This window comes from Allokutzneria multivorans, assembly GCF_039537405.1.
GTDB classification, from domain to species: Bacteria; Actinomycetota; Actinomycetes; order Mycobacteriales; family Pseudonocardiaceae; genus Allokutzneria; species Allokutzneria multivorans.
In genome coordinates this window covers 306,066-328,934 of record NZ_BAABAL010000006.1, presented here as the reverse complement: position 1 = coordinate 328,934, position 22,869 = coordinate 306,066, and the positions used below count along the sequence as shown (strand labels likewise).

Below are 22,869 nucleotides of genomic sequence, written 5' to 3'. Positions count from 1 at the left end.
CCGAGAAGGGAAGTAGTGCCCGTGTTCCCGACACACCGCCCGCGCCGACTGCGCCGCAACCCGGCGATCCGCAGGCTCGTCGCCGAGACCACCGTCGAGCCGCGTCAGCTCGTGCTGCCGATGTTCGTCAAGGAAGGCGCCCGCGAGCCGGTCGCGATCCGCTCGATGCCCGGCGTCTTCCAGCACACCCGTGACTCGCTGCGCAAGGCCGCCGCGGAGGCCGTGGAGGCGGGGGTCGGCGGGCTGATGCTCTTCGGCGTCCCCGAGACCCGCGACGCGGCGGGTTCCGGCGGCATCGACCCCAACGGCATCCTCAACGTGGCGCTGCGCGACGTCCGCGCCGAGGTCGGCGACGCCACCGTGCTGATGTCGGACTGCTGCCTGGACGAGTTCACCGACCACGGGCACTGCGGCGTGCTGGCCCCGGACGGCTCGGTGGACAACGACGCGACGCTCAGCATCTACGGCGAGATGGCTGTGGCGCAGGCCGAATCCGGCGCCCACCTCATCGGCCCCAGCGGCATGATGGACGGCCAGGTCGGCGTCATCCGCGAGTCGCTGGACCGCGCTGGACTGCTGGACACCGGCATCCTCGCCTACTCCGCCAAGTACTCCTCGGCGTTCTACGGCCCGTTCCGCGAGGCGGTGGAGTCGCAGCTCGCCGGCGACCGCAAGACCTACCAGCAGGACGGCGCCAACGTCCGTGAGGCGCTGCGCGAGGTGCAGCTCGACCTCGCCGAAGGTGCCGACGTTGTCATGGTCAAGCCTGCAGGGGCCTACCTCGACGTGATCCGCGCGATCACCGAGATCTCCGACGTTCCCGTTGCGGCGTACCAGATCTCCGGCGAGTACGCGATGATCGAGGCGGCCGCGGCCAACGGCTGGATCGACCGCAAGCCCGCCGTGCTGGAGACGCTGACCTCGATCCGGCGCGCGGGCGCGGACGTCATCCTCACGTACTGGGCAGTGGAAGCGGCGCAGTGGCTGAACCAGAGGTGACCCCCGAGGCCGCTCCGGCCCCGCAGCCGTTGCAGTTGGCTCGGGTGCTCTGGATCGCCAGCACGGTGGTCAGCATGGCTCGTGCCCTCACCAAGCTCTCCGACCGCGAAGCGATCATGAACCAGCTCCAGGCCATGCGCCCGGACCTGCCCTTCGACCAGGTGGACTCGGCGGCATCGGCCTCGGTGTTCATGGGGTTGGCGATGTCGCTGGGCTTCGTCGCGATCTACGCGTGGTTGTCCTCCCGAATGCTCGCGGGCTTCCCGTGGGCGCGCATGGTGCTGGTCGCCTTCGGCGTGATCGGTGTGTCCCTCAACGTGCTCGGGCTCGTGGGACTGGCCGGTGGGGTGACCGCGACGGCCGGGCTCCAGGTGACGACGCTGGACGTGGTCTTCGGGACGACCGTCCTCGCGCTGGACGCCACCGCGCTCGTGCTGATGTTCCGGCGGGAGTCCCTGGCCTACTTCGCGAAGATGGCTCCGCTGCGCATGCCGCGACGCCCGTCGCTCTGAGTTACCCGGTCGGGCGATTTCGGTAACGGTCCGTTGCTCGTGGCGGATGTCGAGGGTGTGACCACTGCTCCTGACTCGTCGCTGCCTTCGGCTCCCGAGATCGATGACAGCCAGCGCGCTCCGGTGCGGCCCCGCGAGGTGCTGATCTCGTTCTGGGCGTGGATCGCGGCCGCCGCGCTGGAGGTCGTGCTCATTCCACTGGTGCTCGCCGATGGGCACCTGCTGACCGATGAGGCCCTCGACGAGGAGCGCGCGGGGGCGGTGCTGCGCGGTGACACCGTGCAACTCGACTCGGGCGTGGTCCGCTTCGGCGCCGGGGTCGTGATCGGCGTGGTGTGCGTTGCCGTGCTAGCGCTGGCCGCCGCTTATGTGTGGTTCGCCCTGCGGATGCTGGCGGGGCGCGGGTGGGCGCGCGCGGTGCTGATCGGGCTGACGGTGATCACCGCCGTGTCGTCGTTCTGGGTCGAGACCGACTGGCACGGTATGAGCATCGTCGGACTGTCGGTCTTCGCGACGCTGCTGATGGTGATGCCGACAGCGAACGCTTACTTCGCCGAATCTCGAAAGCAGGGACAGCGCTGAGGGTTGGCCAATAATTTTCACGAATGACTGCGCCGCTGCGGCCCCCGCGACCGAAGACGATCGAGTTCGCCTTCATGGGATGCGTCGTCAGCGCGCTCAGCGCGTTCGTGACCGTCATCCTCTACTTCGTCGGACGCGACGACATGATCGCGCTGGGCATCAAGCCCCTGCTGCCCGCGAGCATGCTTTCGCAGGAGCAGAAGGAGGAGATGGCCAGCAGCGTGGTCGACAGTTCGTTGACCACGGTCGCAGCCTTCTACCTGAGCGTCGCGTGCCTCACCGTGGCCCTCGCGATCCTGGTGCGACGGAGGCGGAACTGGGCCCGGATCGTGCTCACGGTGGTCGCTGTCGTCGGGCTCGCCGGGGTGCGGACCAGCATCAACGGCCAGGCGATCAGCCCGGCGGGCATGCTGCCGCTGCTGACGCTCGCCGTGAACATCGCGGTGATCGTGCTGCTGTACGTGCCCGCGTCCAACCGGTACTTCGCGAAACCGAAGCCGCAGGGGTGATCCGGCGGGGGTCGGCTACCGTGCACGCGTGACCACGCCCCAGCCACGACCGAAGACCGTTGAGGTCGCCTTCTGGCTCAGCGTGGTCGCCGTGGTCATCGCACTCGCGACGCTGGGGGTGGCCCTCTCGGCGATCCACATCGTCAACTCGCTGATCGGCGCGGCCAACGAGGCTCCGCCCGGCGGGTTCCGCGAGGCGTTCGAGGACGCTTTCGGCGGCTCGATCCTGCTGGCCACCCTCGTGTCCGCGCTCGTCGGTGCCCTGGCGTTGACGGTCGTCGGCATGATGCGGTCCGGGAGGAACTGGGCCCGTGCTGTCGTCGCGGTCCTGAGCGTCGTCGGACTCGGCTGGCTGACCACCAGCCGGCACGGCGTCGACCTCGGCTCGCCCAGCGCGTTCTCGCTGATCGTGATCGCCACCATCGCCGCGGTGCCCGTGCTGCTGTACGCGCCCGCCTCCAACCGCTACTTCGCGAGGCCCCGAGCATGAGCAAAGAACCGGCAGTGTCGGCCAAGTCCGTGCGCACCGCAGTCGCCGTGTGGCTGGCGCTCGCGACCTTCTGCACGCTGGACGTGCTGCTCACGTGGTTGGAGCAGACCAACATCCGCAAGGCCGTCGTCGACGCCGGGATCGTCCCGCCGGAGAGCGTCGATGCCTTCCTGAACAACGTGCTCTGGCAGAAGACGATCTTCCAGCTGGGCTTCGCGGTGGTCTACATCGTGCTGGCGGTGTTGCTGCGCAAGGGATTCGCGTGGAGCCGGGTCGCGCTGATCGCGGCATCGGTGTTCCACGTGTTCCTGCTGCTCTCCGGCGGCTCGTTCAACGCCGTGCTCATCCTGATCCTGGCGCTGGTCACCGGCGCGCTGATGATGACCTGGCGGCAGTCGACCACGGACTGGCTGGCCACGGCCCGCGAAGCGCGCTGATGCGGCCGGGCTTCGACGAGCCCGCCCCCGAGCTCTACGCCGAGCGCGGGGCGAGCTGGTGGCCGGTGCTCTGGGGTCCGGCGTTCTGCCTGGTCGGCGTGGTCGTCGAACTGCTGCGGCCGGGCGGGATGGGGCTCGGCACGTGGGTGCTGGTCGCGCTCGCGTTCACCGTAGGGGCCGCGGTGTGGGTGCGCGCGCGGCGGGCGATCGGCGCGGTGCTGCTGACGCCCTTCGTGCTGCGCCAAGGCCGTGAGGACCTTCCGGTCGAGCGGATCGAGGCGGTCACCGACGTGGGCGCGCCGGTCGGCGCGAAGGTGCTCGGCGGCGGGTGGAGCGTCCCGAAGGGCACGACCGCGCTGCCGGTCCGGCTCGACAACGGGGCCGTGGTGCTGGCGTGGGCCCGCGACGCGCAAGCCCTGCGAGACGCCCTGATCCGGCTCCTGGAACGGCCGTCGTGAGAGGCTAGGCGCCATGGTCGAACACCGGGAACCGCGCCTGCACCAGCCCAAGCGCTGGTTGGTCGTCGGCGCGGAGGTCGTGCTCGCGGTCGTGTTCGTCCTCATCGCGATCTGGGCGTGGCAGCGCGGGATCGTGCCCATGGAGTACCCCAGGCAGAACGGCGCGCCCTTCCAGTTGGAGCGCCACCAGGGGCAGTGGTGGCTGCTGGCGGTGGGCCTGTGCACGGCGGCCGGGCTGCTGGCGCTGGACGCCGTCCGCCAAGCGCTGCTGGCCAAGCGCGGCAAGTTCAAGCCGGTCGAGCTCACCGACTGACAGCGACTGACTGACAGTGGCTGACGACAGGGTGCGCGTGCTCGTCGTCGATGACGAGCCGGCCATCCGGGACCTCCTCGCGGCGAGCCTCGGCTACGCGGGCTACAAGGTCCGCACCGCCGCCGACGGGACCGACGCGCTCGCCGTCGCCGAGCTGGACCGGCCCGATCTCGTGGTGCTGGACGTGATGCTGCCGGACATGAGCGGCTTCGAGGTCATCAGCGCGCTGCGCGCCACGGGTGGCCACGTCCCCGTGCTGTTCCTGACCGCGCGCGACGCCGCGGAGGACAAGGTCACCGGCCTCACCCTCGGCGGCGACGACTACGTCACCAAGCCGTTCAGCCTCGAAGAGGTGATCGCCAGGGTGGAGGCGGTGCTCCGGCGCAGTCGCGTGCCGAGCCAGGAACAGCGGAAAGTGTTGCGCTGCGCGGACTTGGAGCTCGACGAGGACGCGTACGTGGTGCGGCGCGCCGGAGCGCCGGTGCGGTTGTCGCCGACGGAGTTCAAGCTGCTGCACCACCTGCTCAGCAACGCGGGCAAGGTGTTGTCGAGGGCGTCGATCCTGGACGCCGTGTGGCGCTACGACTTCGGCGGCGAGGCCGGGGTGGTCGAGTCCTACATCTCCTACCTGCGCAGGAAGGTCGACTCGACGCAGCCGCGGCTGATCCACACCGTGCGCGGTATCGGCTACGTGCTGCGCGAGCCGCCGGGTTCTCGGTGATGCGCGCCTGGTTCCGGTCCAGGCTCGACCGCGTCCCCCTGCGCTCGCAGCTCGTCGTCGGCCTGTCCGTGCTGGTGGCGGGCGGGATGGTGGTGGTGGGGCTGCTGGCGGTCGCGGCCGTGCGCAACAACCTGCTCGCCCAGGTCGACCAGCGGCTCTCGGAGATCGACGTGAGCCAGCTCGACCTGCGGCCACCGGGGCGCGGGTCGCCGACGATCAGCCGCGCGCACCTGCCGGGCACGTTCCTCGTCCAGGCCACCGACGCCACCGGGCGCGTGCTCGCCGAGCAGCGGATGGTCGACGTCCAGTTCCAGGGCAGCCCGGTCCTCGCAGGAGTGCTGCCCGCGGCGAGCAGGCTCGTCACGGTTCCGTCCACAGTGGACGGTAGGTCGTGGCGGATCATGGTGCGGGACGCGGGCGGCAGGTTCTTCGTGACAGCGTCCACTTTGGACGACGTGGAGGACGTGGTCGAGGCGCTGGCGATCACGCTGCTGGCGATCGGTGGCATCGTGCTCACGCTGCTCGGCGCGCTCGGCCACGCGCTCGTCCGGATCAGCCTGCGCCCGCTGGACGAGGTGCGGGAGACGGCCCGGCGCATCGCCGACGGAGACCTGGCCAGCCGCGTGCCCGCGCGGCCGGAGAGCACCGAGGTCGGCGGCTTGGCGGCGGCGCTCAACACGATGCTCGTGCGGATCGAGGATTCCTTCAGCGCGCAACGGCGTTCCGAGGAGGCCGCGCGGCGCTCGGAGGAACGGATGCGGCGGTTCGTCGCTGACGCGAGCCACGAGCTGCGCACTCCGTTGACCTCGATCAGGGGCTACGCCGAGCTGTACCGCCAAGGCGCGGCGACCGATCCGGAACAACCGTTGCGCCGCATCGAGGACGAGGCCGCGCGGATGGGTCTGCTCGTCGACGACCTCCTCCTGCTCGCGCGCCTCGACCAGGAGCGTTCGCGGCGTGACGAGCTCGTCGACCTGGCCGTGCTCGCGGTGGACGCGGTCGCCGACGCGCACGCCGTGGAGCCGGGGCGGCGGGTGCGGCTGAAGCTGGGGGAGCCGAGCGGACTGACCGTGCGCGGGGACGAGGACCAGCTGCGCCAGGTGCTCGCGAACCTCGTCGGCAACGCGCTCCGGCACACCTCGGAGGAGGTCGAGGTCGGCGTGCGGTCCGAGGCCGACGAAGTCGTGCTGAGCGTGACCGACCACGGCCCCGGGCTCGCGGCGGAGGACGCTGAGCGGATCTTCGAGCGCTTCTACCGCGCGGATGCGGGGCGCAGCAGGAGCACTGGCGGCGGCACCGGGCTCGGACTGGCCATCGTCGCGGCGATCGTGGCTTCGCACGGCGGAGAAGTCGCTGTGCGGACGGCTCCCGGCGAGGGCGCGAGCTTCGAGGTCCGGTTGCGTGGGGCACGTCACGGGGGCTCGTGACGGGGCGCCGCGCGTCGGTTGCCACACTGGAGGGGTGACCGCACACTCCGGTTCCGAGACATCCGCAGCCCTGTTCAAGCGCGCGTCCGCCGCGACGCCGGGCGGGGTGAACTCGCCGGTCCGCGCCTTCCAGTCGGTCGGTGGGACGCCGAGGTTCATGGTGCGCGGCGAGGGCCCGCACCTCTTCGACGCCGACGGCAACCGCTACGTCGACCTGGTCGCGTCGTGGGGTCCGATGATCTTGGGGCACGCGCACCCCGCCGTCGTCGAGGCCGTCCAGCGCGCCGCCTCCGCCGGTCTGTCCTTCGGCACCCCGACCGAGGGCGAGATCGAGCTGGCCGAGGAGCTGATCGCCCGCGTCGAGCCCGTCGAGCAGGTGCGCCTGGTCAACTCGGGCACCGAGGCGACGATGAGCGCGATCCGCCTCGCGCGCGGGTTCACCGGGCGCCGCAAGGTGATCAAGTTCGCCGGGTGCTACCACGGGCACGTCGACGCGCTGCTGGCCCAGGCGGGCTCCGGCGTCGCCACGCTCGGCCTTCCGACCACGCCCGGCGTGACCGGCGCGCAGGCCGAGGACACGCTCGTGCTGGCCTACAACGATCTCGACGCGGTGCGGGCCGCCTTCGCGGCGCACGGCTCCGACATCGCCTGCGTGATCACCGAGGCCGCCCCCGGCAACATGGGCGCCGTCGCGCCGGAGCCGGGCTTCAACGCCGGGCTGCGCGAGCTGTGCCACGCGAACGGCGCGCTGCTGGTCATGGACGAGGTGATGACCGGCTTCCGCGTCTCCTCCGCCGGGTGGTTCGGCGTCGAGGGCGTCGCGGGCGACCTCTACACCTTCGGGAAGGTCATGTCCGGTGGCCTGCCCGCTGCTGCGTTCGGAGGCCGGGCCGACGTGATGGCCAAGCTCGCCCCCGCCGGCCCCGTCTACCAGGCGGGCACGCTCTCCGGGAACCCCGTCGCGGTGGCCGCCGGACTCGCAACGCTGCGCGCTGCCGACGCCGAGGTCTACCGGGCGCTGGACCGCAACGCCCGCAAGCTCGGGCAGCTGTTCACCGACGCGCTCAACGCCGAGGGCGTCGCGCACCGCGTGCAGTACGCGGGCAACCTGGTCAGCGTGTTCTTCACCGAGGACCCGGTGCGCGACTACGAGGGCGCGAAGGCCGCGCAGACCTGGCGCTTCCCGCCGTTCTTCCACGCGTTGCTGGAGCGCGGGGTCTACGCGCCGCCGAGCGCTTTCGAGGCGTGGTTCGTCTCCGCCGCGCTCGACGACGACGCGTTCACCGTGATCACCGAAGCCCTGCCGCACGCCGCCGCCGCGGCTGCCGCCGCGCGCGAGGAGGACAAGGCATGACCAAGACCGTTGTCCACGTGATGCGGCACGGCGAGGTCTACAACCCGCAGGGCATCCTCTACGGCCGCCTCCCCGGGTTCCGACTCTCCGGAGCGGGCCAGCAGCAGGCCAAGCTCGTCGCCGAGTTCCTCACCGACCACGACATCGTGCACGTGGTCGCTTCGCCCCTGGAGCGCGCGCAGCAGACCGCGCGGCCGCTGGTGGAGTCGCACCACCTGGAGCTCGCCACCGACGACCGGCTGATCGAGTCGGCGAACAAGTTCGAGGGCCTTCGGGTCGCGGTCGGCGACGGGGCGCTGCGCTCGCCCGCGCACTGGCCGAAGCTCTACAACCCCTTCCGGCCGTCCTGGGGCGAGCCGTACTTCAAGATCGCGCACCGGATGCTCGGCGCCGTGCACCGCGCGCGGGCCGTCGCCGCAGGGCACGAGGCCGTCGTGGTCTCCCACCAGCTGCCGATCTGGACGCTGCGGCGGTTCCTGGAGGGCAAGCGGCTCTGGCACGACCCGCGCCGCCGTCAGTGCTCGCTGGCCTCGCTGACGTCGTTGATCTTCGAGGACGAGCGGCTGGTGAAGATCGCCTACACCGAGCCGGTCGGCAAGACCGACCCGAGGGTGACCGGGGCATGAGGAGGCTCTTCTTCGTCGCTCTGGCGCTGCTGCTGGTCGCCGGGTGCGACGCGGCGCCGGGCGATGAGTTCACCTTCGTCGCCCCCGGCGGGCAGACCAAGATCTTCTACGACGCCGCCGAGCGCAAGAAGCTCCCCGCGATCGAGGGCGAGAGCCTGCTGGAGGAGGGCAGGACGATCAAGGTCTCGGACTACCGGGACGAGGTCGTCGTGCTCAACATCTGGGGCGCGTGGTGCGTGGCCTGCCGCACCGAGGCCGACGACCTGGAACGCGTGCACCAGCAGACCAAGGACTCCGGAGTGCGGTTCCTCGGCATCGACGTGAAGGACCCGTCGCGCACCGCCCCCGCCGACTTCCTCCGCGACCGCAAGATCACCTACCCGTCGATCTACGACCCGGCCGGGCGGTCCCTGCTGGCGCTGCGCAACTACCCGCGCAACATCGTGCCGTCGACCATCGTCCTCGACCGCCAGCACCGCGTCGCGGCCATCCTGCTCACCGACCTCCTCGACACCGACCTCCTCCCCGTCGTCCAGCGCATCGCCGCCGAACCCCGCTGACCCCGCGCTCGGCCTTCCACCTGAACGACCCGTTTGGTGCGTTGAGCGCGCTGAACGACCCCTTCAGTGCGTTGAGCGCGCTGAACGACCCGTTTGGTGCGTTGAGCGCGCTGAAAGGGTCGTTTGGTGCGTTGGGAGCCCTGAACGGGTCGTTTGGTGCACTTGGACGGCCCTCAACGGGTCGTTTGGTGCGTGTTGAAGGAGCTGAATGAGTCATTGAGGACGCTCAACTCCCTCAATGACTCATTCAGTGCGCTCAAGTACCTCAATGAGTCATTCAGCGCGTTGGAGTACCTGAATGAGTCATTGAGGGCGCGTGTGGGGCGGGGGTGAAGGGGGTGCGTGGGGTGGGACACATGTCGTGGCTGGTGGGAGTACCCGGGCGGAGGGGCCACGATCGGGGTACCTACGCTGAACTGTCGTGAGCCCCACCGAGATCGCGATGTCCGGCCCCCTGGTGCTGGCGATCGCGGTCGCACTGCTCGCGGGGGCGGTCTCCTTCGCTTCGCCGTGCTGCATTCCCCTGGTGCCGGGATACCTCGCCTACCTGGCCGGACTCACCGGTTCGGAAGCTCCCGCGGTCACGGCCGATGAGGCTCCGAAGGCGGGGCGCTGGCGAGTGGTGCTGGCGGCGCTGCTGTTCGTCGCGGGGTTCACGGTCGTCTTCGGGCTCACCACGGTCGTCGTGCTCGGCCTTTCGGACGCGGTCAACAACAACGTCGAACTGCTGCAACGCATCGGCGGAGTGGTGACGATCGCAATGGGGCTGGTGTTCCTCGGCCTGGTTCCAGGACTCCAGCGCGATGTGCGCATTCACAGCCAGCCGGGCCGCAAGCGCGGTCTGTGGGGCGCTCCGCTGCTGGGCGCGGTGTTCGGCCTGGGGTGGACGCCGTGCCTGAGCCCGACGCTGATCGGCGTGATCGCGGTTGCCACGGGCACCTCCGTCGGGCCGACGACGCTGCGCGGCGTGGTGCTCGTGCTGGCGTACTGCATCGGCCTGGGGCTGCCGTTCGTCCTGCTGGCGCTCGGAGCGCGCTGGGCGTTGCGGAGCGCGGGCTGGCTGCGCAAGCACACCAGGGGTGTTCAGCTCACGGGCGGCGTGATGCTCGTCGTCGTCGGCCTGATGCTGGTCACCGGGACCTGGGCCTATCTCGTGCAGTGGTTGCAGACCACGCTCATCAGCACTACGGAGCTACCGATCTGATGGCGACCTTCGCGTTCCTGCGCAACACCTGGCGCGGCCTGACGAGCATGCGGACGGCGCTCGTCCTGCTCTTCCTGCTGGCGCTCGCGGCCATGCCCGGAGCACTGCTGCCGCAGCGGCTCACCGCGGGCGACAAGGTCGGGAAGTACTTCGAGGAGAGCCCGAACCTGGCCCCGGTGCTCGACCGCCTCGGCCTGTTCAACGTCTTCGGCAGCATCTGGTTCTCCGCGATCTACGTGCTGCTGTTCATCTCGCTGGTGGGCTGCCTGATCCCGCGCACCGCCGAGTACGCCAAGCAGATGCGGGCCAAGCCGGTGCTGACCCCGCGCAACCTCGCGCGGCTCCCGCACCACGCGAAGTCCACAGTGGACAGCTCGCCGGAGGACGTCGTCGCCGCGGCCCGCGAGCGGCTGCGCGGCTGGCGCACCGACGTCCGCGTTGAGGACGACGGCTCGCACACGATCAGCGCGGAGAAGGGTTTCCTGCGCGAGGCGGGCAACCTCGTCTTCCACTTCGCGCTCATGGCCATGCTGGTCGCGATCGCCTTCGGCAAGATGTTCGGCTTCGAGGGCCAGGTGATCATCCACGCCGGGGACGCGCAGGGCTTCTGCAACTCCGGCATCTACGCCTACGACAGCTTCCGCCCCGGCCTGCGCGTCGACGGCACCGAGCTGCAGCCGTTCTGCGTGCGCGTCAACGACTTCGAGGCCACCTTCCTGCGCAACGGCCAGGCGGACAGCTTCCACGCCAACGTCTCCTACCAGGAGGCCGCCGATCTGGAAGCCGGGACGTGGCAGCAGGCGGGGCTCCAGGTCAACAGCCCGCTGCGCCTCGCGGGCGGCACGGTCTACCTGCTCGGCCACGGGTACTCGCCGCGCTTCACGGTGACCTTCCCGGACGGCCAGAAGCGCACCGAGGCGACGCAGTGGCAGACGATGAACACCGTCACGCTGCTCTCCCAGGGCGCGACGAAGTTCGACCCGCCCGGCGTCACCGACCCGGAGAAGCGGCGCACCGGCCAGCTCGCGGTCACCGGCCTGTTCGCGCCGACGGCGGCCTTCGAGGGCACGCTGATGACCTCCGTCTTCCCCGACCTGCGCGATCCCGCCGTCGCCGTCGACGTCATGCGCGGCGACCTAGGCAACGAGTCCGGCAAGGGGCAGTCGATCTTCGAGATCGACAAGTCCATGGTGGACGGCGGGCGGCTGAAGAAGGTCGCGCGGCAGAACCTGCGGATCGGCGAGGAGATCGCGCTCGACGACGGCACCAAGATCCGCTTCGACGGCGTTGGCCGCTGGGTCGGCGTCCAGGTCGGCTACGACCCGGGCAGGCTCGGCGTGCTGATCGCCGGAGTGCTCGTGCTGCTGGGCCTCGGGGCCTCGCTGAGCATCAAGCGGCGCCGCGTCTGGCTGCGCGCCACCCCCGCGCCGGAGGGCGCCGAAAGCGCACGTACCGTGGTCGAGGTCGGTGGGCTGGCCCGCACCGACCAGGCCGGTTACGGCGAGGAGTTCACCACGCTCGCCGCGGATCTCCTGCGGCCCGGGAAGGAACGCTGATGGTCAACTCGAACCTCTCGACGTTCAGCGACTGGTCGTTCAACAGCGCGCTGGCCATCTACCTGGTCGTGCTCGTCCTGCACGCCGCGGAGTACGGCTTCACCCGAAACCCCGACCGCAAGCGCGAGCTGGTCGCGGCGGGTGGAGCGGAGGTCGCGCCCGACCTGGGCACGACGATCACGCAGGGCCGCACGCTGCCGGAGCGCCTCGGCCGCACCGCCGTCTCGCTGACCGTGCTCGCCGCCGTCCTGCACGGGGTGTCGCTGCTGCTGCGCGGGCTCGCCACGCAGCGCGTGCCGTGGGGCAACATGTACGAGTTCGGCTCGGCGATCTGCCTGGTCGCGGTCGTCGCGTGGCTGGTGGTGCTGCGCAAGCACGACGTCAGGCACATCGGCGCCTTCGTCATGCTGCCGATGCTGCTGCTGCTGTTCGTCGCGGGCAAGCTGCTCTACGTCGAGGCCGCGCCGCTGATGCCCGCGCTGCGCTCGTACTGGATCACCATCCACGTCTCGGCCGCGATCCTCGCCAGCGGGGTCTTCCTCGTCTCCGGCGTCGCGTCGGTGCTCTACCTGATCCGGTTGCCCCACGAGGCCGACCCGGAGCGCTTCGCGGTGATGGGGCCGAAGCTGCCCGCCGCCGCATCGCTGGACCGGCTGGCCTACCGGCTCACCGTCTTCGCCTTCCCGATCTTCACGTTCGGGATCATCGCGGGCGCGATCTGGGCGGAGTCGGCGTGGGGCCGCTACTGGGGTTGGGACCCCAAGGAAACCGTCTCCTTCATCGCCTGGGTGATCTACGCCGGGTACCTGCACGCGCGGGCGACGGCGGGCTGGCGCGGTTCACGTTCGGCCTGGGTCAACGTGCTGGCGTTCCTCACGATGATCTTCAACCTGTTCTTCGTGAACCTGGTGACGACGGGCCTTCACTCGTACGCGGGCGTGTGACCCCGGATCAACACGATTCGGCATAAACGACTAACGTCGGCCGCGGGATGAGGAATTCTTGCCCCCCGAGCTTCTCGACGTTGCCCAAGGAGGGACTCCAGCGGTGACCGGACGCCACGAGGACCCCGAGACGCGTCAGGACGCGGCGTGGACCCCGCCGCAGAACGGCGGCCAGCAGCCCGCGTGGACGCCGCCCGCCGACGCGCCCACCGAGGCCGCGCCGGTGGTCGACCCGACACCGTCCGGGTCCCTGCCCGCGCAGAACCCGTCCGGTCCGTCCGGGCCGCACCAGGTCTCCGGCTACCCGACCCAGGGCACCCCGTCGGGGCCGTACCCGGTGCAGGGCAGCCAGTCCGGTCCGTACCAGGTCGCCGGTGGTCAGTCGGGTCCGTACCCCGTCACCGGCGGTCCGTCCGGGCCGTACCAGGTGCAGCAGGGCCAGCAGCAGAACAGCCCTTACGCCCAGCAGCCGCCGCCCGGCTACCCGCAGCAGCCGCCGCCGGGCTACCTCCAGCAGCACGGCTACCCCCACCCGCAGCAGCAGGGCCAGCAGCAGCAACAGCCCCGGCACCAGGTGCAGGACCTGTCCTCGGCGCAGCTGCTCAAGCAGACCAAGCGCCCGCCGCAGTCCGGCTGGCGCCGCGCGGTCTACGTGGCCAGCGGCCACCTGCTCAACCTGGGTGAGAGCACCACGGACCTGCACCGCCGCGAGCTCATCGCGCGGATAAACCAGCCGGTCCAGGGCTGCTACAAGATCGCGATGCTCAGCCTGAAGGGCGGCGTCGGCAAGACCACCACCACGGCCAGCCTCGGCTCGACGTTCTCGTCGCTGCGCGGGGACCGGGTGATCGCGGTCGACGCCAACCCCGACCGGGGCACGCTGGCGCAGAAGATCCCGCTGGAGACCACGGCCACCGTGCGGCACCTGCTGCGCGACGCCGGGCGCATCCGCCGCTACAGCGATGTGCGCGCCTACACCTCGCAGGGCCCGAGCAGGCTCGAAGTGCTGGCCAGCGAGCAGGACCCCGCGGTGTCGGAGGCCTTCAGCGAGGACGACTACCGCCGCACGGTCGACCTGCTGGAGCTCTTCTACAACATCGTGCTGACCGACTGCGGCACCGGACTGATGCACTCGGCGATGAAGGGCGTGCTCGACCTCGCCGACTCGCTGGTGATCGTCTCCTCCGGCTCCATCGACGGCGCCCGCAGCGCGTCGGCGACGCTGGACTGGCTGGACGCGCACGGCTACCGCGACCTGGTCACCCGCTCCGTCGCGGTGATCAACTCGGTGCGGCCGGGCTCCGGCAAGGTCGACCTGAACAAGCTGGCCGAGCACTTCGCCTCGCGCTGCCGCGCGGTCTGCATGATCCCGTTCGACCCGCACCTGGAGGAGGGCGCGGAGATCGAGCTGGACCAGCTCGCCCCGGAGACCCGCCTCGCCATGCTGGAGCTCGGCGCCGTCGTCGCCGACGACTTCCCGCACGCGGTGGCGCGCGCCCGCTCGAACTGAACCTGTGGCACGAAGAAGGGGCGCCCCGCTCGGGACGCCCCTTCTTTCCGTTCTGGCTCAGCCCTCTGCTGCTACTGACCCTCTTCAGGATCGCGGCGCTCGCGACGCTTGCGCTCGTCGAGGCGGCGCAGGAACTCGGGGTCGTCGTCCGGTGCGAGGCTCGCGGAGCGCGGCTTGCTCGTCTGCTCGGGGCCGAAGGCCCTCCAGAGCAGTGCGGAGATGGTCACCGCACCGATCGCCGCCAGCATGTACAGGTACAACACCGCTGCCTCCTCCCACGTCCGACACGGCTGAGGGTAGCCCGCCGTTCCGACGTCTTACCGGGGTTGTTCGCGACCAACGGCAAAAACCCCGGTTCGCTCACCGACCACTGTAGTGATCGGGGAGCGAACCGGGGGTGAGGTCCCTACCCGGTGAACGTCCGCCGCCGCAGGTTCACCGGGTGAGGAGGGGCGGAACCGGGTCCGTTGCCCCGCCCCGTGAGCGACGTGGCGCGCCGGGACTTCGGCCACCTCGCGACGTCCTCCCTCGGTCCCCCTGCCCTCGCAAGGGGCTCACGACCTCGGAAAGGCGCCACGGTCCCGAGCTGCTGCTCGCCGCCGCTCCGTCAGCGCACACCGACCGGCCGCGGGCGCCGCGGCCACCGGCGTGCACTGCTCCACTTGGTCCTCGCGCCATCTCCTCTCGGAGCGGATGTGTGAATTACTGAACCCAAATATGACCCGTTGAGCGGAGGAGCACACATCCCAAGTCGCCATAGCATCCGGGTTATGGAGCTTGAGGTGCGGCACCTCCGAGTTCTGCTGACCGTCGCGGACACCGGAAGCGTGTCCAGGGCGGCGGCCACCCTGGGGCTGTCCCAACCGTCCTTGTCCGCCCAGCTGCAACGCATCGAGCGCACCATGGGCATCCCGCTCTTCGAGCGCTCGCCCAGCGGCGTCGAACCGACCGCCTACGGCCGCTACGCGCTGGCCAAAGCGCGCACCGTCCTGGCCGAACTGGAGGAGCTGCGGTCCTGGACCGCGCAGTTGGAGGTCTGCGAACAACCGATGCTGCTGCGCATCGGCGCGGTGCCGGGGCCGATCGCGGCCAAGCTCGCGCTGAGCCTGCGGAGGGCCTTCAGCTCGCTGCGCCCGGAGAACGAGACCGAGGTCTACAGCCACGCGGAGCAGTCCTCGCTCGCGCTGCTGCGGATGATCGACTCCGACCGCCTCGACGTGGTCGTGGTCGAGCAGTTCGCCGGGCACGAGCTGCCGGTGCTGCCGTCGGTGCGGCGCATGGAGCTGGTCGCGGTGGAGCCGGTGTTCGTGGCGCTCGGCGACCAGCACCCGTTGTCGGGCAAGGCCGAGATCGACCTGGCAGACCTCGCCGAGGAGTCGTGGATCATCGATCCGCTGCTCGACTCGGGGGAGTCGGCGCACCTGCGCAGGGCGTGCCAGCGCGCGGGCTTCGAGCCCAGGATCAGGCACCACGCGACGGAGACCACCGCCGCGCGCAGCTTCGTCGCGAGCGGGCAGTGCGTGAGCCTTGCCCAGGCGACCTCGCGGGAGGGCCTGGGGATCGTGGTGCGGCCGCTGGTCGGCGATCCGATCGTGCGGCGGCTGGACGTGGCGTGGTCGAGCGAGCGCTTCGCGGAGAACGGCGAGCTGGTCCGGCTGGCAGCCGCCGACGCCTACCTGGGGCTGGTCGAGTACAACGACAGCTTCGCGCGCTGGTGGGACACCCACCCCGAAGCCCACCCGGCGATCGCCTGACCCCGCTCGCACGAGTCGCCAACCACCACAAACCCCGGCGGGTTTGGAGTGGTTGGCGACTCGTGGGAAAGCTCGTTGAGGTGTGCCCGGCTCAGCCTGCCTCGGTGGTCAGCTCGGCGAGCAGGGAGTTCACCTCGGACTCCCGGAACCTGCGGTGCCCTCCGGGCGTCCTGATCGATCCGATCCGGCCCGCGGTGGCCCACCTGGTCACCGTCTTCGGGTCGACCCGGAACAGCGTCGCGACCTCGCCCGGGGTCAGCAGGCGCTCGCTGGACGGCCGAACCGCCGCTCGCATCGTCGTCACGGTGTCCTCCCCTTGATCGTGAGTCGTACTCGGGCATCGTGGCACCCGAGGCCCCAGGTACTCGAACGTTTGTCTAGAGGTAATGGGTAGGTAAGGGACGAAACGTGCGCTTCGGGCAGGTCGACCGGAGCGCGCGGGGAGGCTCTACGCTCTTGCGACCATGGACGCTGTCGACCGAAAGATCATCGCGGCGCTGCGGGACAACGGCAGGGCCACCTACGCCGACCTGGGAAGACAGGTCGGGCTCTCCGCTTCCGCGGTGCACGAGCGCGTTGGCAAGCTGGAGACCGCCGGGGTGATCACCGGCTACCACGCGATGGTCGATCCGAGCGCGGTCGGGCTCGGGGTCACCGCGCTCGTCGGCATCCAGCCGACCGACACCGGTGACGACGACGAGGTGGCCGCGGCGCTCGCCGAGCTGCCCGAGGTCGAGAGCTGCTACGCGGTCGCGGGCGACGAGGCGTTCGTGGTGAAGGTCCGCGTGGCCACCGTGGACGAGCTGGAGCGCACGCTGGGGCGACTGCGGCGGATCGCCGGGGTGGCCCGCACCAGGACCACCGTCGTGCTCTCCACGCGCTTCGAGGGCCGTCCGAACACCCCCGGCTCGGTCAGCGCACCGCCGGTGCCGACCATCGTCGGGCCCGGCGCGTAACCTGTGGGCGTGTCCGATACCTCGAGCTCGAAGGCGACGACCTCAAAGGCGGAGTTGACGCGCGACATCGCGCTGTACACCGTGGCGCGGTTCGGCACCGTCGCGGCCGTCGCCGCGCTGCTGGTCCTGGTGAACGTGCCGCTGCTGGTCGCGCTGCTCGTCGCGCTCGTGGTGGCGCTGCCCGCCTCCTTGGTGATCTTCAAGGGACTGCGCGTGCGCGTGGCGACCGGCCTCGCCGAGGCCGGCGAGCGCCGCAGGGCCGAGCGTGCGGCGTTCCGCGCCGAGCTGCGGGGCGAAGCCGGGACGTAAAGTCCGGGTATGCATGTCGACCGGTGTTGTGAGCAGACCAGGGACTGGGTCAACGAGGCGGTCCGGATCATCGACGCCGACGCCAACCGCAGTGCCGACACGCACCTGCTGCCGTACCCGCTGCCGTTGGAGTGGGGGATCGACCTCTACCTCAAGGACGAGTCCACCCACCCGACCGGCTCGCTGAAGCACCGGCTCGCGCGCTCGCTGTTCCTGTACGCGATCTGCAACGGCTGGGTGACCGAGGGCACGCCGGTGATCGAGGCCTCCTCCGGCTCGACCGCCGTGTCCGAGGCGTACTTCGCGCGGCTGCTCGGGCTGCCGTTCATCGCCGTGATGCCCCGCTCCACCAGCCGCGAGAAGATCGCGCTGATCGAGCGCCAGGGCGGCCGCTGCCACTTCGTCGACGAGGCCGGCGCGCTCTACGAGGAGTCCCACCGCCTCGCCGCCGAGCTGGGCGGGCACTTCATGGACCAGTTCACCCACGCCGAGCGCGCGACCGACTGGCGCGGCAACAACAACATCGCCGAGTCGATCTTCGAGCAGATGGCGCTGGAGCGCTTCCCCGTCCCGGAGTGGGTCGTCGTCGGCGCGGGCACCGGCGGCACCGGCGCGACCATCGGCCGCTTCGTCCGCTACCGCAGGCTGCGCAGCCGCCTCGCCGTGGTCGACCCCGAGTTCTCCGTGTTCTTCGACGCGTGGCGCGACACCGTGCCCGGCCTCGTCGGCGAACGCGGCTCCCGCATCGAGGGCATCGGCCGTCCCCGCGTCGAGCCCTCCTTCGTCGGCCAGGTCATCGACCGCATGATCAAGGTCCCCGACGCGGCGTCCATCGCGACGATCCGCCACGCCGAGGAGCTGCTCGGCAGGCGCGTCGGCGGCTCGACCGGGACCAACCTGTGGGGCGCCTTCCAGCTGATCGCGAAGATGCGCGCCGACGGCAGGCAGGGCAGCGTCGTGACCCTGCTCTGCGACGGTGGGGAGCGCTACGCCAACACCTACTACGACGACGCCTGGCTGGAGCGCGAGAACATCGACATCAGCTCGGCGACGCAGGTGTTGGAGAAGTTCCACGCCTCCGGCGAGTGGACCGGCTGACTAGCCCAGTGCGAGGCCGATGCTGGTGCCGATCGACCACACCAGCATCGCCATGCCGGTGTCGCGCAGGACGGGGATCAGCTCCATGCCGGTTCGGCCGCCGAGCACTCGGCGCAGCGCGGGGATCGCGATCGGCAGCGCCAGGAAACCCAGCAGTGTCAACGGTTGGCGGAGTCCGAGCAGCACGGTCATCAGGAACGGCACCGCGAGCACGGCGGTGTAGAGGCTGCGGGTGTCGCGGTCGCCGAGGCGCACGGCCAGCGTGAGCTTGCCGGTCTCGGAGTCGGTGGGGATGTCGCGCAGGTTGTTGGCGATCAGCACCGCGCTGGAGAACGCGCCCACCGCCACCGCCGCGCCGATCGAGACGCCGCTGACCATGTCCGCCTGCACGAAGAGCGTGCCCAGCACCGCGACCAAGCCGAAGAACACGAACACGGCCAGCTCGCCGAAGCCCGAGTAGCCGTAGGGCCGCTTCCCGCCCGTGTAGAACCACGCCGCGACGATGCAGAGCGCCCCGACCGCGAGCATGAGCCACTGGCCCGTCAGCACCACCACGGTCACACCGAGCACCGCCGCGAGCCCCAGGCTGGCCCATGCCGCGATCAGCACGGTCTTCGGCTTCGCCGCCCCCGACCCGACCAGCCGGAGCGGGCCGACGCGGTCCTCGTCGGTGCCCCTGATGCCGTCGGAGTAGTCGTTGGCGTAGTTCACGCCCACGATCAGCGCGAGCGACATCAGCAGGATGAGCGCGGTGTGCAGCCACGAGAAGCCACCGACGCCGTACGCCGCGCCGGAGCCGACCAGCACTGGGGCGACGGCGTTGGGCAGCGTGCGCGGGCGAGCGCCCTCGATCCACTGGGCGAGTGAGGCCATGAGCACATCTTCGCCGACACCCCACCCCACGCACTCCGAGGGTCCACACCGCACCCCGAAGCCCCGAACGACCCGTTTGGTGCGCTCAACGCACTGAACGACCCGTTCAGTGCGTTGGGAGCCCTCAACGGGTCGTTTGGTGCGTCGGAGTAGCTGAATGAGTCATTGAGGTGGTGGGGGAGGACCTGAACGACCCGTTTGGTGCGTTGAGCGCACTGAACGGGTCGTTCAGGGCTTAAAACGGGGGGTTAGCAGGCGGGGGCGGAGGCCACGCCGGCGACGTAGGCCTTGGGGATGTACATGTTGGTGTGGATGCGGAACCAGACGTTGGAGGTGCCCTGCGATCCGGCGACGCTGTCACCGGTGACCTGGCACGTGACCTGTGCGCGGGCGTGGTTGCCCGCCATGCCGACCTGGGTGGCGGTGGCCTTGGCGGCGTTGCGGACGTTGACGGGGCCGCCGCTGGTGCTGCGGACGGTGCCGAAGGTGCCGGTGCCGGTCCACAGGTACGTCGCGGTGACCCACGCGTTGTCGTTGAGCTTCAGGCCGTCCCAGAACGTGCCGTCGGCGAGGTCGATGCCTGCGGGGTTCTGCACGACGCGGCCGAAGCCGTCCTTACCGCCGTTGTACTTGTCCTGGTACGCCGCCTGGGCCTCGGGCTTGCCCTGCGGGAGGTTCTTCCACATCTCGCGCTGGGCGGAGGGGTTCCAGTAGTCGTCCTTGATGTTCCACGGGCCCTTGTCCCACACGGCGGCCCAAGCGCAGCGCGTTGCGGTGCAGACCTTCACGCTGTAGGTGCCGGTGTTCTTGGGCGCCAACGACTTCCCGGACGGCAGCGCCACGAAGTGGTCGCGCGACTTGATCACGTGGCCGTTCGCGGTGGTGCCGCCGACGAGGCCTTCGCGGGTGGCGTAGACGCGGTAGCTGCGCGCGGCGGCACGCGGCTCGGCGGCGGCCTGGGGGCCGGACTCGGCGGAGAGCCGGACGCCGCGCACCTCGGGGCTGCGGCCGTCACCGGAGTTGACCATGGCGATGCGGACCTCGACGCGCTTGGTCGCCTCGGGGAGTTCGGCGGGGGCGGTGGTCCACTCGCTCCACTCGCCCCCGGCCAGCTCGCCGCGCACGTCGACGGAGACCTGGGCGTCGCCGGGGACCGTGGCGTCCACGGTGGCGCCGATGCGGTTGGCGGGCGCGGCCAGCTCGTGCGCGGCGAGCACGAGGCTGCCCTCGTCGCGGTCGTGCATGGCGCTGGCCGAGCGGACGGGCTCACCGGCGAGGCGCAGCGCTCCGCCGGTGAAGCGGACGTTGGCGTCGTCGTCGGTGATTTGGCTGAGGTCGGGGTTCCACGCGGTCTCCGCGGGGGCGGCCAGGGAGACCGGGCCGATCGACAGGAAGGTCGTTCCCATAGCGGCGCACAGGGCGGCGGACGCCACAGCTCGCCGCAGTCTGGTCGAAGCCACGACTGCTCTCCGTTCCCGGGACGCGCGTAGCGAGCGAACTCGCAGCAGGGGGGCACGCGTCCCGCACGGCGCAAGGGAAACTTCGCGCTTGGTGGATTGTCAACAACCTGCGAAGCAATTGAGGCAGCGAGTAACCGTTCTGCCTAACGTGAAATAATGCCGCTATTCTTCATATTGATCATCGTCGCGGCGAGGGCACGGCGGTCGACCTTGCCCGGCCCGCGCAGGGGCAGCTCGGGGACGACGGCGATCCGCTTGGGTGCGAACGGCCCGCCGAGGCGGTCGCTGACGAGTGCGCGCAGCCGCGCGGAGCTGGGCGGAGCTGCCTGGTCAGCGGGTACGACGACGGCGGCGACGAGCTGCCCCCACTCGGGGTCGGGTAGGCCGAACACGCAGGCCTCCAGCACGTCAGGCTCCGCGCAGAGGACCCGCTCCACCAGTGCGGGGGCCACGTTCACGCCACCAGAAATGATCATGTCGTCGGCTCGGCCGAGCACGGTGAGCCGACCGTCGGGCTCGACCTGGCCGAGGTCGTTGGTGTGGAACCAGCCTTCGGCGAAGGCCGAAGTCGGGGAGGCTCCGCGATAGCCGCTGGCCAACACCGGGCCGGACAACGAGATCCGGCCGTCCTCGTCAAGCCGCACCCGCACTCCGTCCAACGGAATGCCGTCGTAGACGCAGCCGCCGCAGGTCTCGCTCATGCCGTAGGTGGTGACCGCGGAGACGCCCGCCGCACGAGCCTGGGAGAGCAGCTCAGCCGGAGTCGCGGCCCCGCCGAGCAGCACGCCGTCGAAGGCCGCCAGAGCCTCCAGGCCAGCGCCTCCGTCGGCGAGCAGCCGCACCAGCTGCGTCGGCACCAACGACGTGTAGTGCCTGCCAGCACGGTCGAGGACGGCACGCGCGGCGTCGGCGAAGGCGGACGGCCGGAACCCTTGGCCGGTGAGCACTCCAGGCTCCGACCCGGCCAGCAGCGACCGGATCAGCACCTGCACTCCGGCGATGTGGTGCGCGCTGAGCGCGAGCAGCCACGTGCCCGGTCCGCCGAGCCGTGCGTGCGTGGCCTCGGCCGACGCGCGCAGAGCCGCCGCGGACAGCAGCACGCCCTTGGGCTGACCGGTCGAGCCCGAAGTGGCCACGACCAGCGCGATCTCGTCCTCGACGGGACCCGTCAAGGAGGAGATCGCGGTCTCGCCCGGCCCGATCGGCAGCAGGGCCGGGCCCGTGCCGTCGAGCGCGGCCCCCAACGCCCCGAGGACGTCGGGGGACGAGACCGCGACCAGCTCGCGCATCAGTAGTAGTAGGGGAAGCGGGACCAGTCGGGCGCGCGCTTCTCCAGGAAGGAGTCGCGGCCCTCGACGGCCTCGTCGGTCATGTAGGCCAGGCGCGTGGTCTCGCCCGCGAACAGCTGCTGGCCGACCAGGCCGTCGTCGATCATGTTGAACGCGTACTTGAGCATGCGCTGCGCGGTCGGCGACTTGCCGTTGATCTCCTTCGCCCACTCCAGGGCCGTGGACTCCAGCTCCGCGTGCGGCACGACCTCGTTGACCGCGCCCATCCGGTGCATCTTCTCGGCGTCGTAGGTGCGGCCGAGGAAGAAGATCTCCCGCGCGAACTTCTGGCCGGTCTGCCGAGCCAGGTACGCCGAGCCGTAGCCCGCGTCGAAGCTGCCCACGTCGGCGTCGGTCTGCTTGAACTTCGCGTGCTCGGCGCTGGCCAGGGTGAGGTCGCACACCACGTGCAGGCTGTGCCCGCCACCGGCCGCCCAGCCAGGGACCACGGCGATGACCACCTTCGGCATGAAGCGGATCAGCCGCTGGCACTCCAGGATGTGCAGCCGCCCCGCGCGCGCCGGGTCGATGGTGTCGGAGGTCTCGCCCTCGGCGTAGCGGTAGCCGTCGCGGCCACGAATGCGCTGGTCACCGCCGGAGCAGAAGGCCCAGCCGCCGTCCTTGGCGGACGGACCGTTGCCGGTCAGCAGCACGCAGCCGATGTCGGAGCTCATCCGCGCGTGGTCGAGCGCGCGGTAGAGCTCGTCGACGGTGTGCGGGCGGAAGGCGTTGCGCACCTCCGGGCGGTTGAAGGCGATCCGCACCGTGCCCTGGTCCACGGCACGGTGGTAGGTGATGTCGGTGAAGTCGAAGCCCTCGACGACCCGCCACGCGGCCGGATCGAACAGCTCTGAGACCTGGTTGGACGGCACGCCTGCGAGAATAGGCG

Annotated in this window: 27 protein-coding genes; 21 read left to right on the top strand and 6 right to left on the bottom strand. The window is 70.6% G+C overall.

Annotated elements, in window-relative coordinates; translation table 11 throughout:
- Positions 1–21 precede the first annotated feature (21 nt).
- The 17 genes from hemB (at position 22) to ABD798_RS11265 (ending at position 14,202) form a co-directional block, all read left to right on the top strand.
- On the top strand, positions 22–999 hold the full coding sequence (gene hemB, locus ABD798_RS11345; protein ID WP_344873548.1) for a porphobilinogen synthase: 978 nt from the start codon (positions 22–24) through the stop codon (positions 997–999).
- Positions 981–1,511, top strand: coding sequence for a hypothetical protein (locus ABD798_RS11340; protein WP_344873546.1), 531 nt, complete (start codon positions 981–983; stop codon positions 1,509–1,511). Before hemB ends, ABD798_RS11340 begins: the two co-directional genes overlap by 19 nt.
- 57 nt (positions 1,512–1,568) lie before the next feature.
- On the top strand, positions 1,569–2,093 hold the full coding sequence (locus ABD798_RS11335; RefSeq protein ID WP_344873544.1) for a hypothetical protein: 525 nt from the start codon (positions 1,569–1,571) through the stop codon (positions 2,091–2,093).
- Positions 2,094–2,116: 23 nt separating this feature from the next.
- On the top strand, positions 2,117–2,602 hold the full coding sequence (locus tag ABD798_RS11330) for a hypothetical protein (RefSeq protein WP_344873542.1): 486 nt from the start codon (positions 2,117–2,119) through the stop codon (positions 2,600–2,602).
- 28 nt (positions 2,603–2,630) lie between these two features.
- Entirely contained in the window at positions 2,631–3,092 is a 462-nt protein-coding gene (locus ABD798_RS11325) for a hypothetical protein (protein WP_344873540.1), read from the top strand.
- Complete coding sequence (locus tag ABD798_RS11320) at positions 3,089–3,529, top strand: hypothetical protein (RefSeq protein ID WP_344873538.1); 441 nt, start codon at positions 3,089–3,091, stop codon at positions 3,527–3,529. The genes ABD798_RS11325 and ABD798_RS11320 overlap by 4 nt, the downstream gene beginning before the upstream one ends.
- Positions 3,529–3,987 (top strand): hypothetical protein, encoded by a 459-nt coding sequence (locus ABD798_RS11315; RefSeq protein WP_344873536.1) that lies wholly within the window; start codon positions 3,529–3,531, stop codon positions 3,985–3,987. The genes ABD798_RS11320 and ABD798_RS11315 overlap by 1 nt, the downstream gene beginning before the upstream one ends.
- A 13-nt stretch (positions 3,988–4,000) precedes the next feature.
- Positions 4,001–4,300 carry a hypothetical protein gene (locus ABD798_RS11310; RefSeq protein WP_344873533.1) on the top strand — a complete coding sequence of 100 codons (300 nt, stop codon included), beginning with the start codon at positions 4,001–4,003 and terminating at the stop codon, positions 4,298–4,300.
- Positions 4,301–4,316: 16 nt separating this feature from the next.
- The gene (locus ABD798_RS11305) at positions 4,317–5,021 is read left to right on the top strand and encodes a response regulator transcription factor (protein ID WP_344873531.1); all 705 of its coding nucleotides are present in this window, start codon (positions 4,317–4,319) and stop codon (positions 5,019–5,021) included.
- Positions 5,021–6,448 carry a sensor histidine kinase gene (locus ABD798_RS11300; RefSeq protein WP_344873529.1) on the top strand — a complete coding sequence of 476 codons (1,428 nt, stop codon included), beginning with the start codon at positions 5,021–5,023 and terminating at the stop codon, positions 6,446–6,448. The genes ABD798_RS11305 and ABD798_RS11300 overlap by 1 nt, the downstream gene beginning before the upstream one ends.
- 34 nt (positions 6,449–6,482) lie before the next feature.
- On the top strand, positions 6,483–7,802 hold the full coding sequence (hemL, locus tag ABD798_RS11295; protein ID WP_344873527.1) for a glutamate-1-semialdehyde 2,1-aminomutase: 1,320 nt from the start codon (positions 6,483–6,485) through the stop codon (positions 7,800–7,802).
- Positions 7,799–8,428, top strand: coding sequence for a histidine phosphatase family protein (locus ABD798_RS11290; RefSeq protein WP_344873525.1), 630 nt, complete (start codon positions 7,799–7,801; stop codon positions 8,426–8,428). Before hemL ends, ABD798_RS11290 begins: the two co-directional genes overlap by 4 nt.
- Positions 8,425–8,988 carry a TlpA disulfide reductase family protein gene (locus ABD798_RS11285; protein WP_344873523.1) on the top strand — a complete coding sequence of 188 codons (564 nt, stop codon included), beginning with the start codon at positions 8,425–8,427 and terminating at the stop codon, positions 8,986–8,988. The genes ABD798_RS11290 and ABD798_RS11285 overlap by 4 nt, the downstream gene beginning before the upstream one ends.
- Before the next feature lie 421 nt (positions 8,989–9,409).
- Positions 9,410–10,192, top strand: a complete 783-nt coding sequence (locus ABD798_RS11280) for a cytochrome c biogenesis CcdA family protein (protein ID WP_344873521.1) — start codon at positions 9,410–9,412, stop codon at positions 10,190–10,192.
- The gene (gene resB, locus ABD798_RS11275) at positions 10,192–11,748 is read left to right on the top strand and encodes a cytochrome c biogenesis protein ResB (protein WP_344873519.1); all 1,557 of its coding nucleotides are present in this window, start codon (positions 10,192–10,194) and stop codon (positions 11,746–11,748) included. Before ABD798_RS11280 ends, resB begins: the two co-directional genes overlap by 1 nt.
- On the top strand, positions 11,745–12,692 hold the full coding sequence (gene ccsB, locus ABD798_RS11270) for a c-type cytochrome biogenesis protein CcsB (protein ID WP_344873995.1): 948 nt from the start codon (positions 11,745–11,747) through the stop codon (positions 12,690–12,692). The genes resB and ccsB overlap by 4 nt, the downstream gene beginning before the upstream one ends.
- Positions 12,693–12,795: 103 nt before the next feature.
- Entirely contained in the window at positions 12,796–14,202 is a 1,407-nt protein-coding gene (locus ABD798_RS11265) for a nucleotide-binding protein (RefSeq protein ID WP_344873517.1), read from the top strand.
- Between the two features lie 71 nt (positions 14,203–14,273).
- Here ABD798_RS11265 and ABD798_RS11260 read toward each other — a convergent pair whose 3' ends face one another.
- The gene (locus tag ABD798_RS11260) at positions 14,274–14,465 is read right to left on the bottom strand and encodes a hypothetical protein (protein ID WP_344874029.1); all 192 of its coding nucleotides are present in this window, start codon (positions 14,463–14,465) and stop codon (positions 14,274–14,276) included.
- A 507-nt stretch (positions 14,466–14,972) separates the two neighbouring features.
- Between ABD798_RS11260 and ABD798_RS11255 the strand changes: the two genes are divergently transcribed.
- Positions 14,973–15,956 (top strand): LysR family transcriptional regulator, encoded by a 984-nt coding sequence (locus ABD798_RS11255; protein ID WP_344873515.1) that lies wholly within the window; start codon positions 14,973–14,975, stop codon positions 15,954–15,956.
- Between the two features lie 91 nt (positions 15,957–16,047).
- Here ABD798_RS11255 and ABD798_RS11250 read toward each other — a convergent pair whose 3' ends face one another.
- Positions 16,048–16,251 (bottom strand): BldC family transcriptional regulator, encoded by a 204-nt coding sequence (locus ABD798_RS11250; RefSeq protein WP_086828932.1) that lies wholly within the window; start codon positions 16,249–16,251, stop codon positions 16,048–16,050.
- Positions 16,252–16,420: 169 nt separating this feature from the next.
- On the opposite strand from ABD798_RS11250, the gene ABD798_RS11245 reads away from it, so the two are divergent.
- From ABD798_RS11245 to cds1, 3 genes are read left to right on the top strand one after another with little or no spacing between them, the layout of a single operon-like run.
- Complete coding sequence (locus ABD798_RS11245; protein ID WP_344873513.1) at positions 16,421–16,912, top strand: Lrp/AsnC family transcriptional regulator; 492 nt, start codon at positions 16,421–16,423, stop codon at positions 16,910–16,912.
- Positions 16,913–16,921: 9 nt separating this feature from the next.
- Entirely contained in the window at positions 16,922–17,221 is a 300-nt protein-coding gene (locus ABD798_RS11240) for a DUF4229 domain-containing protein (RefSeq protein WP_344873511.1), read from the top strand.
- Positions 17,222–17,230: 9 nt separating this feature from the next.
- Positions 17,231–18,319 (top strand): L-cysteine desulfhydrase Cds1, encoded by a 1,089-nt coding sequence (cds1, locus tag ABD798_RS11235; protein ID WP_344873509.1) that lies wholly within the window; start codon positions 17,231–17,233, stop codon positions 18,317–18,319.
- Here cds1 and ABD798_RS11230 read toward each other — a convergent pair whose 3' ends face one another.
- The 4 genes from ABD798_RS11230 to ABD798_RS11215 all read right to left on the bottom strand — a co-directional run bounded on the left by ABD798_RS11230 (position 18,320) and on the right by ABD798_RS11215 (position 22,852).
- Positions 18,320–19,192, bottom strand: coding sequence for a 1,4-dihydroxy-2-naphthoate polyprenyltransferase (locus tag ABD798_RS11230; protein WP_344873507.1), 873 nt, complete (start codon positions 19,190–19,192; stop codon positions 18,320–18,322).
- Positions 19,193–19,440: 248 nt separating this feature from the next.
- Positions 19,441–20,652, bottom strand: a complete 1,212-nt coding sequence (locus ABD798_RS11225) for a hypothetical protein (protein ID WP_344873505.1) — start codon at positions 20,650–20,652, stop codon at positions 19,441–19,443.
- Positions 20,653–20,795: 143 nt separating this feature from the next.
- Entirely contained in the window at positions 20,796–21,941 is a 1,146-nt protein-coding gene (gene menE / locus ABD798_RS11220) for an o-succinylbenzoate--CoA ligase (protein ID WP_344873503.1), read from the bottom strand.
- The gene (locus ABD798_RS11215) at positions 21,941–22,852 is read right to left on the bottom strand and encodes a 1,4-dihydroxy-2-naphthoyl-CoA synthase (protein WP_344873501.1); all 912 of its coding nucleotides are present in this window, start codon (positions 22,850–22,852) and stop codon (positions 21,941–21,943) included. The genes menE and ABD798_RS11215 overlap by 1 nt, the downstream gene beginning before the upstream one ends.
- Positions 22,853–22,869: the final 17 nt, after the last annotated feature.

Excerpts from the sequence above, each read along its gene's own strand:
- menE (WP_344873503.1), bottom strand. The coding sequence starts at position 21,941 with ATGCGCGAGCTGGTCGCGGTCTCGTCCCCCGACGTCCTCGGGGCGTTG.
- ABD798_RS11290 (WP_344873525.1), top strand. The coding sequence starts at position 7,799 with ATGACCAAGACCGTTGTCCACGTGATGCGGCACGGCGAGGTCTACAAC.
- ABD798_RS11245 (WP_344873513.1), top strand. The coding sequence starts at position 16,421 with ATGGACGCTGTCGACCGAAAGATCATCGCGGCGCTGCGGGACAACGGC.
- ABD798_RS11230 (WP_344873507.1), bottom strand. The coding sequence starts at position 19,192 with ATGGCCTCACTCGCCCAGTGGATCGAGGGCGCTCGCCCGCGCACGCTG.
- cds1 (WP_344873509.1), top strand. The coding sequence starts at position 17,231 with ATGCATGTCGACCGGTGTTGTGAGCAGACCAGGGACTGGGTCAACGAG.
- ABD798_RS11310 (WP_344873533.1), top strand. The coding sequence starts at position 4,001 with ATGGTCGAACACCGGGAACCGCGCCTGCACCAGCCCAAGCGCTGGTTG.
- ABD798_RS11320 (WP_344873538.1), top strand. The coding sequence starts at position 3,089 with ATGAGCAAAGAACCGGCAGTGTCGGCCAAGTCCGTGCGCACCGCAGTC.
- ABD798_RS11300 (WP_344873529.1), top strand. The coding sequence starts at position 5,021 with ATGCGCGCCTGGTTCCGGTCCAGGCTCGACCGCGTCCCCCTGCGCTCG.
- ABD798_RS11285 (WP_344873523.1), top strand. The coding sequence starts at position 8,425 with ATGAGGAGGCTCTTCTTCGTCGCTCTGGCGCTGCTGCTGGTCGCCGGG.
- ABD798_RS11315 (WP_344873536.1), top strand. The coding sequence starts at position 3,529 with ATGCGGCCGGGCTTCGACGAGCCCGCCCCCGAGCTCTACGCCGAGCGC.
- ABD798_RS11250 (WP_086828932.1), bottom strand. The coding sequence starts at position 16,251 with ATGCGAGCGGCGGTTCGGCCGTCCAGCGAGCGCCTGCTGACCCCGGGC.
- resB (WP_344873519.1), top strand. The coding sequence starts at position 10,192 with ATGGCGACCTTCGCGTTCCTGCGCAACACCTGGCGCGGCCTGACGAGC.
- ABD798_RS11330 (WP_344873542.1), top strand. The coding sequence starts at position 2,117 with ATGACTGCGCCGCTGCGGCCCCCGCGACCGAAGACGATCGAGTTCGCC.
- ABD798_RS11255 (WP_344873515.1), top strand. The coding sequence starts at position 14,973 with ATGGAGCTTGAGGTGCGGCACCTCCGAGTTCTGCTGACCGTCGCGGAC.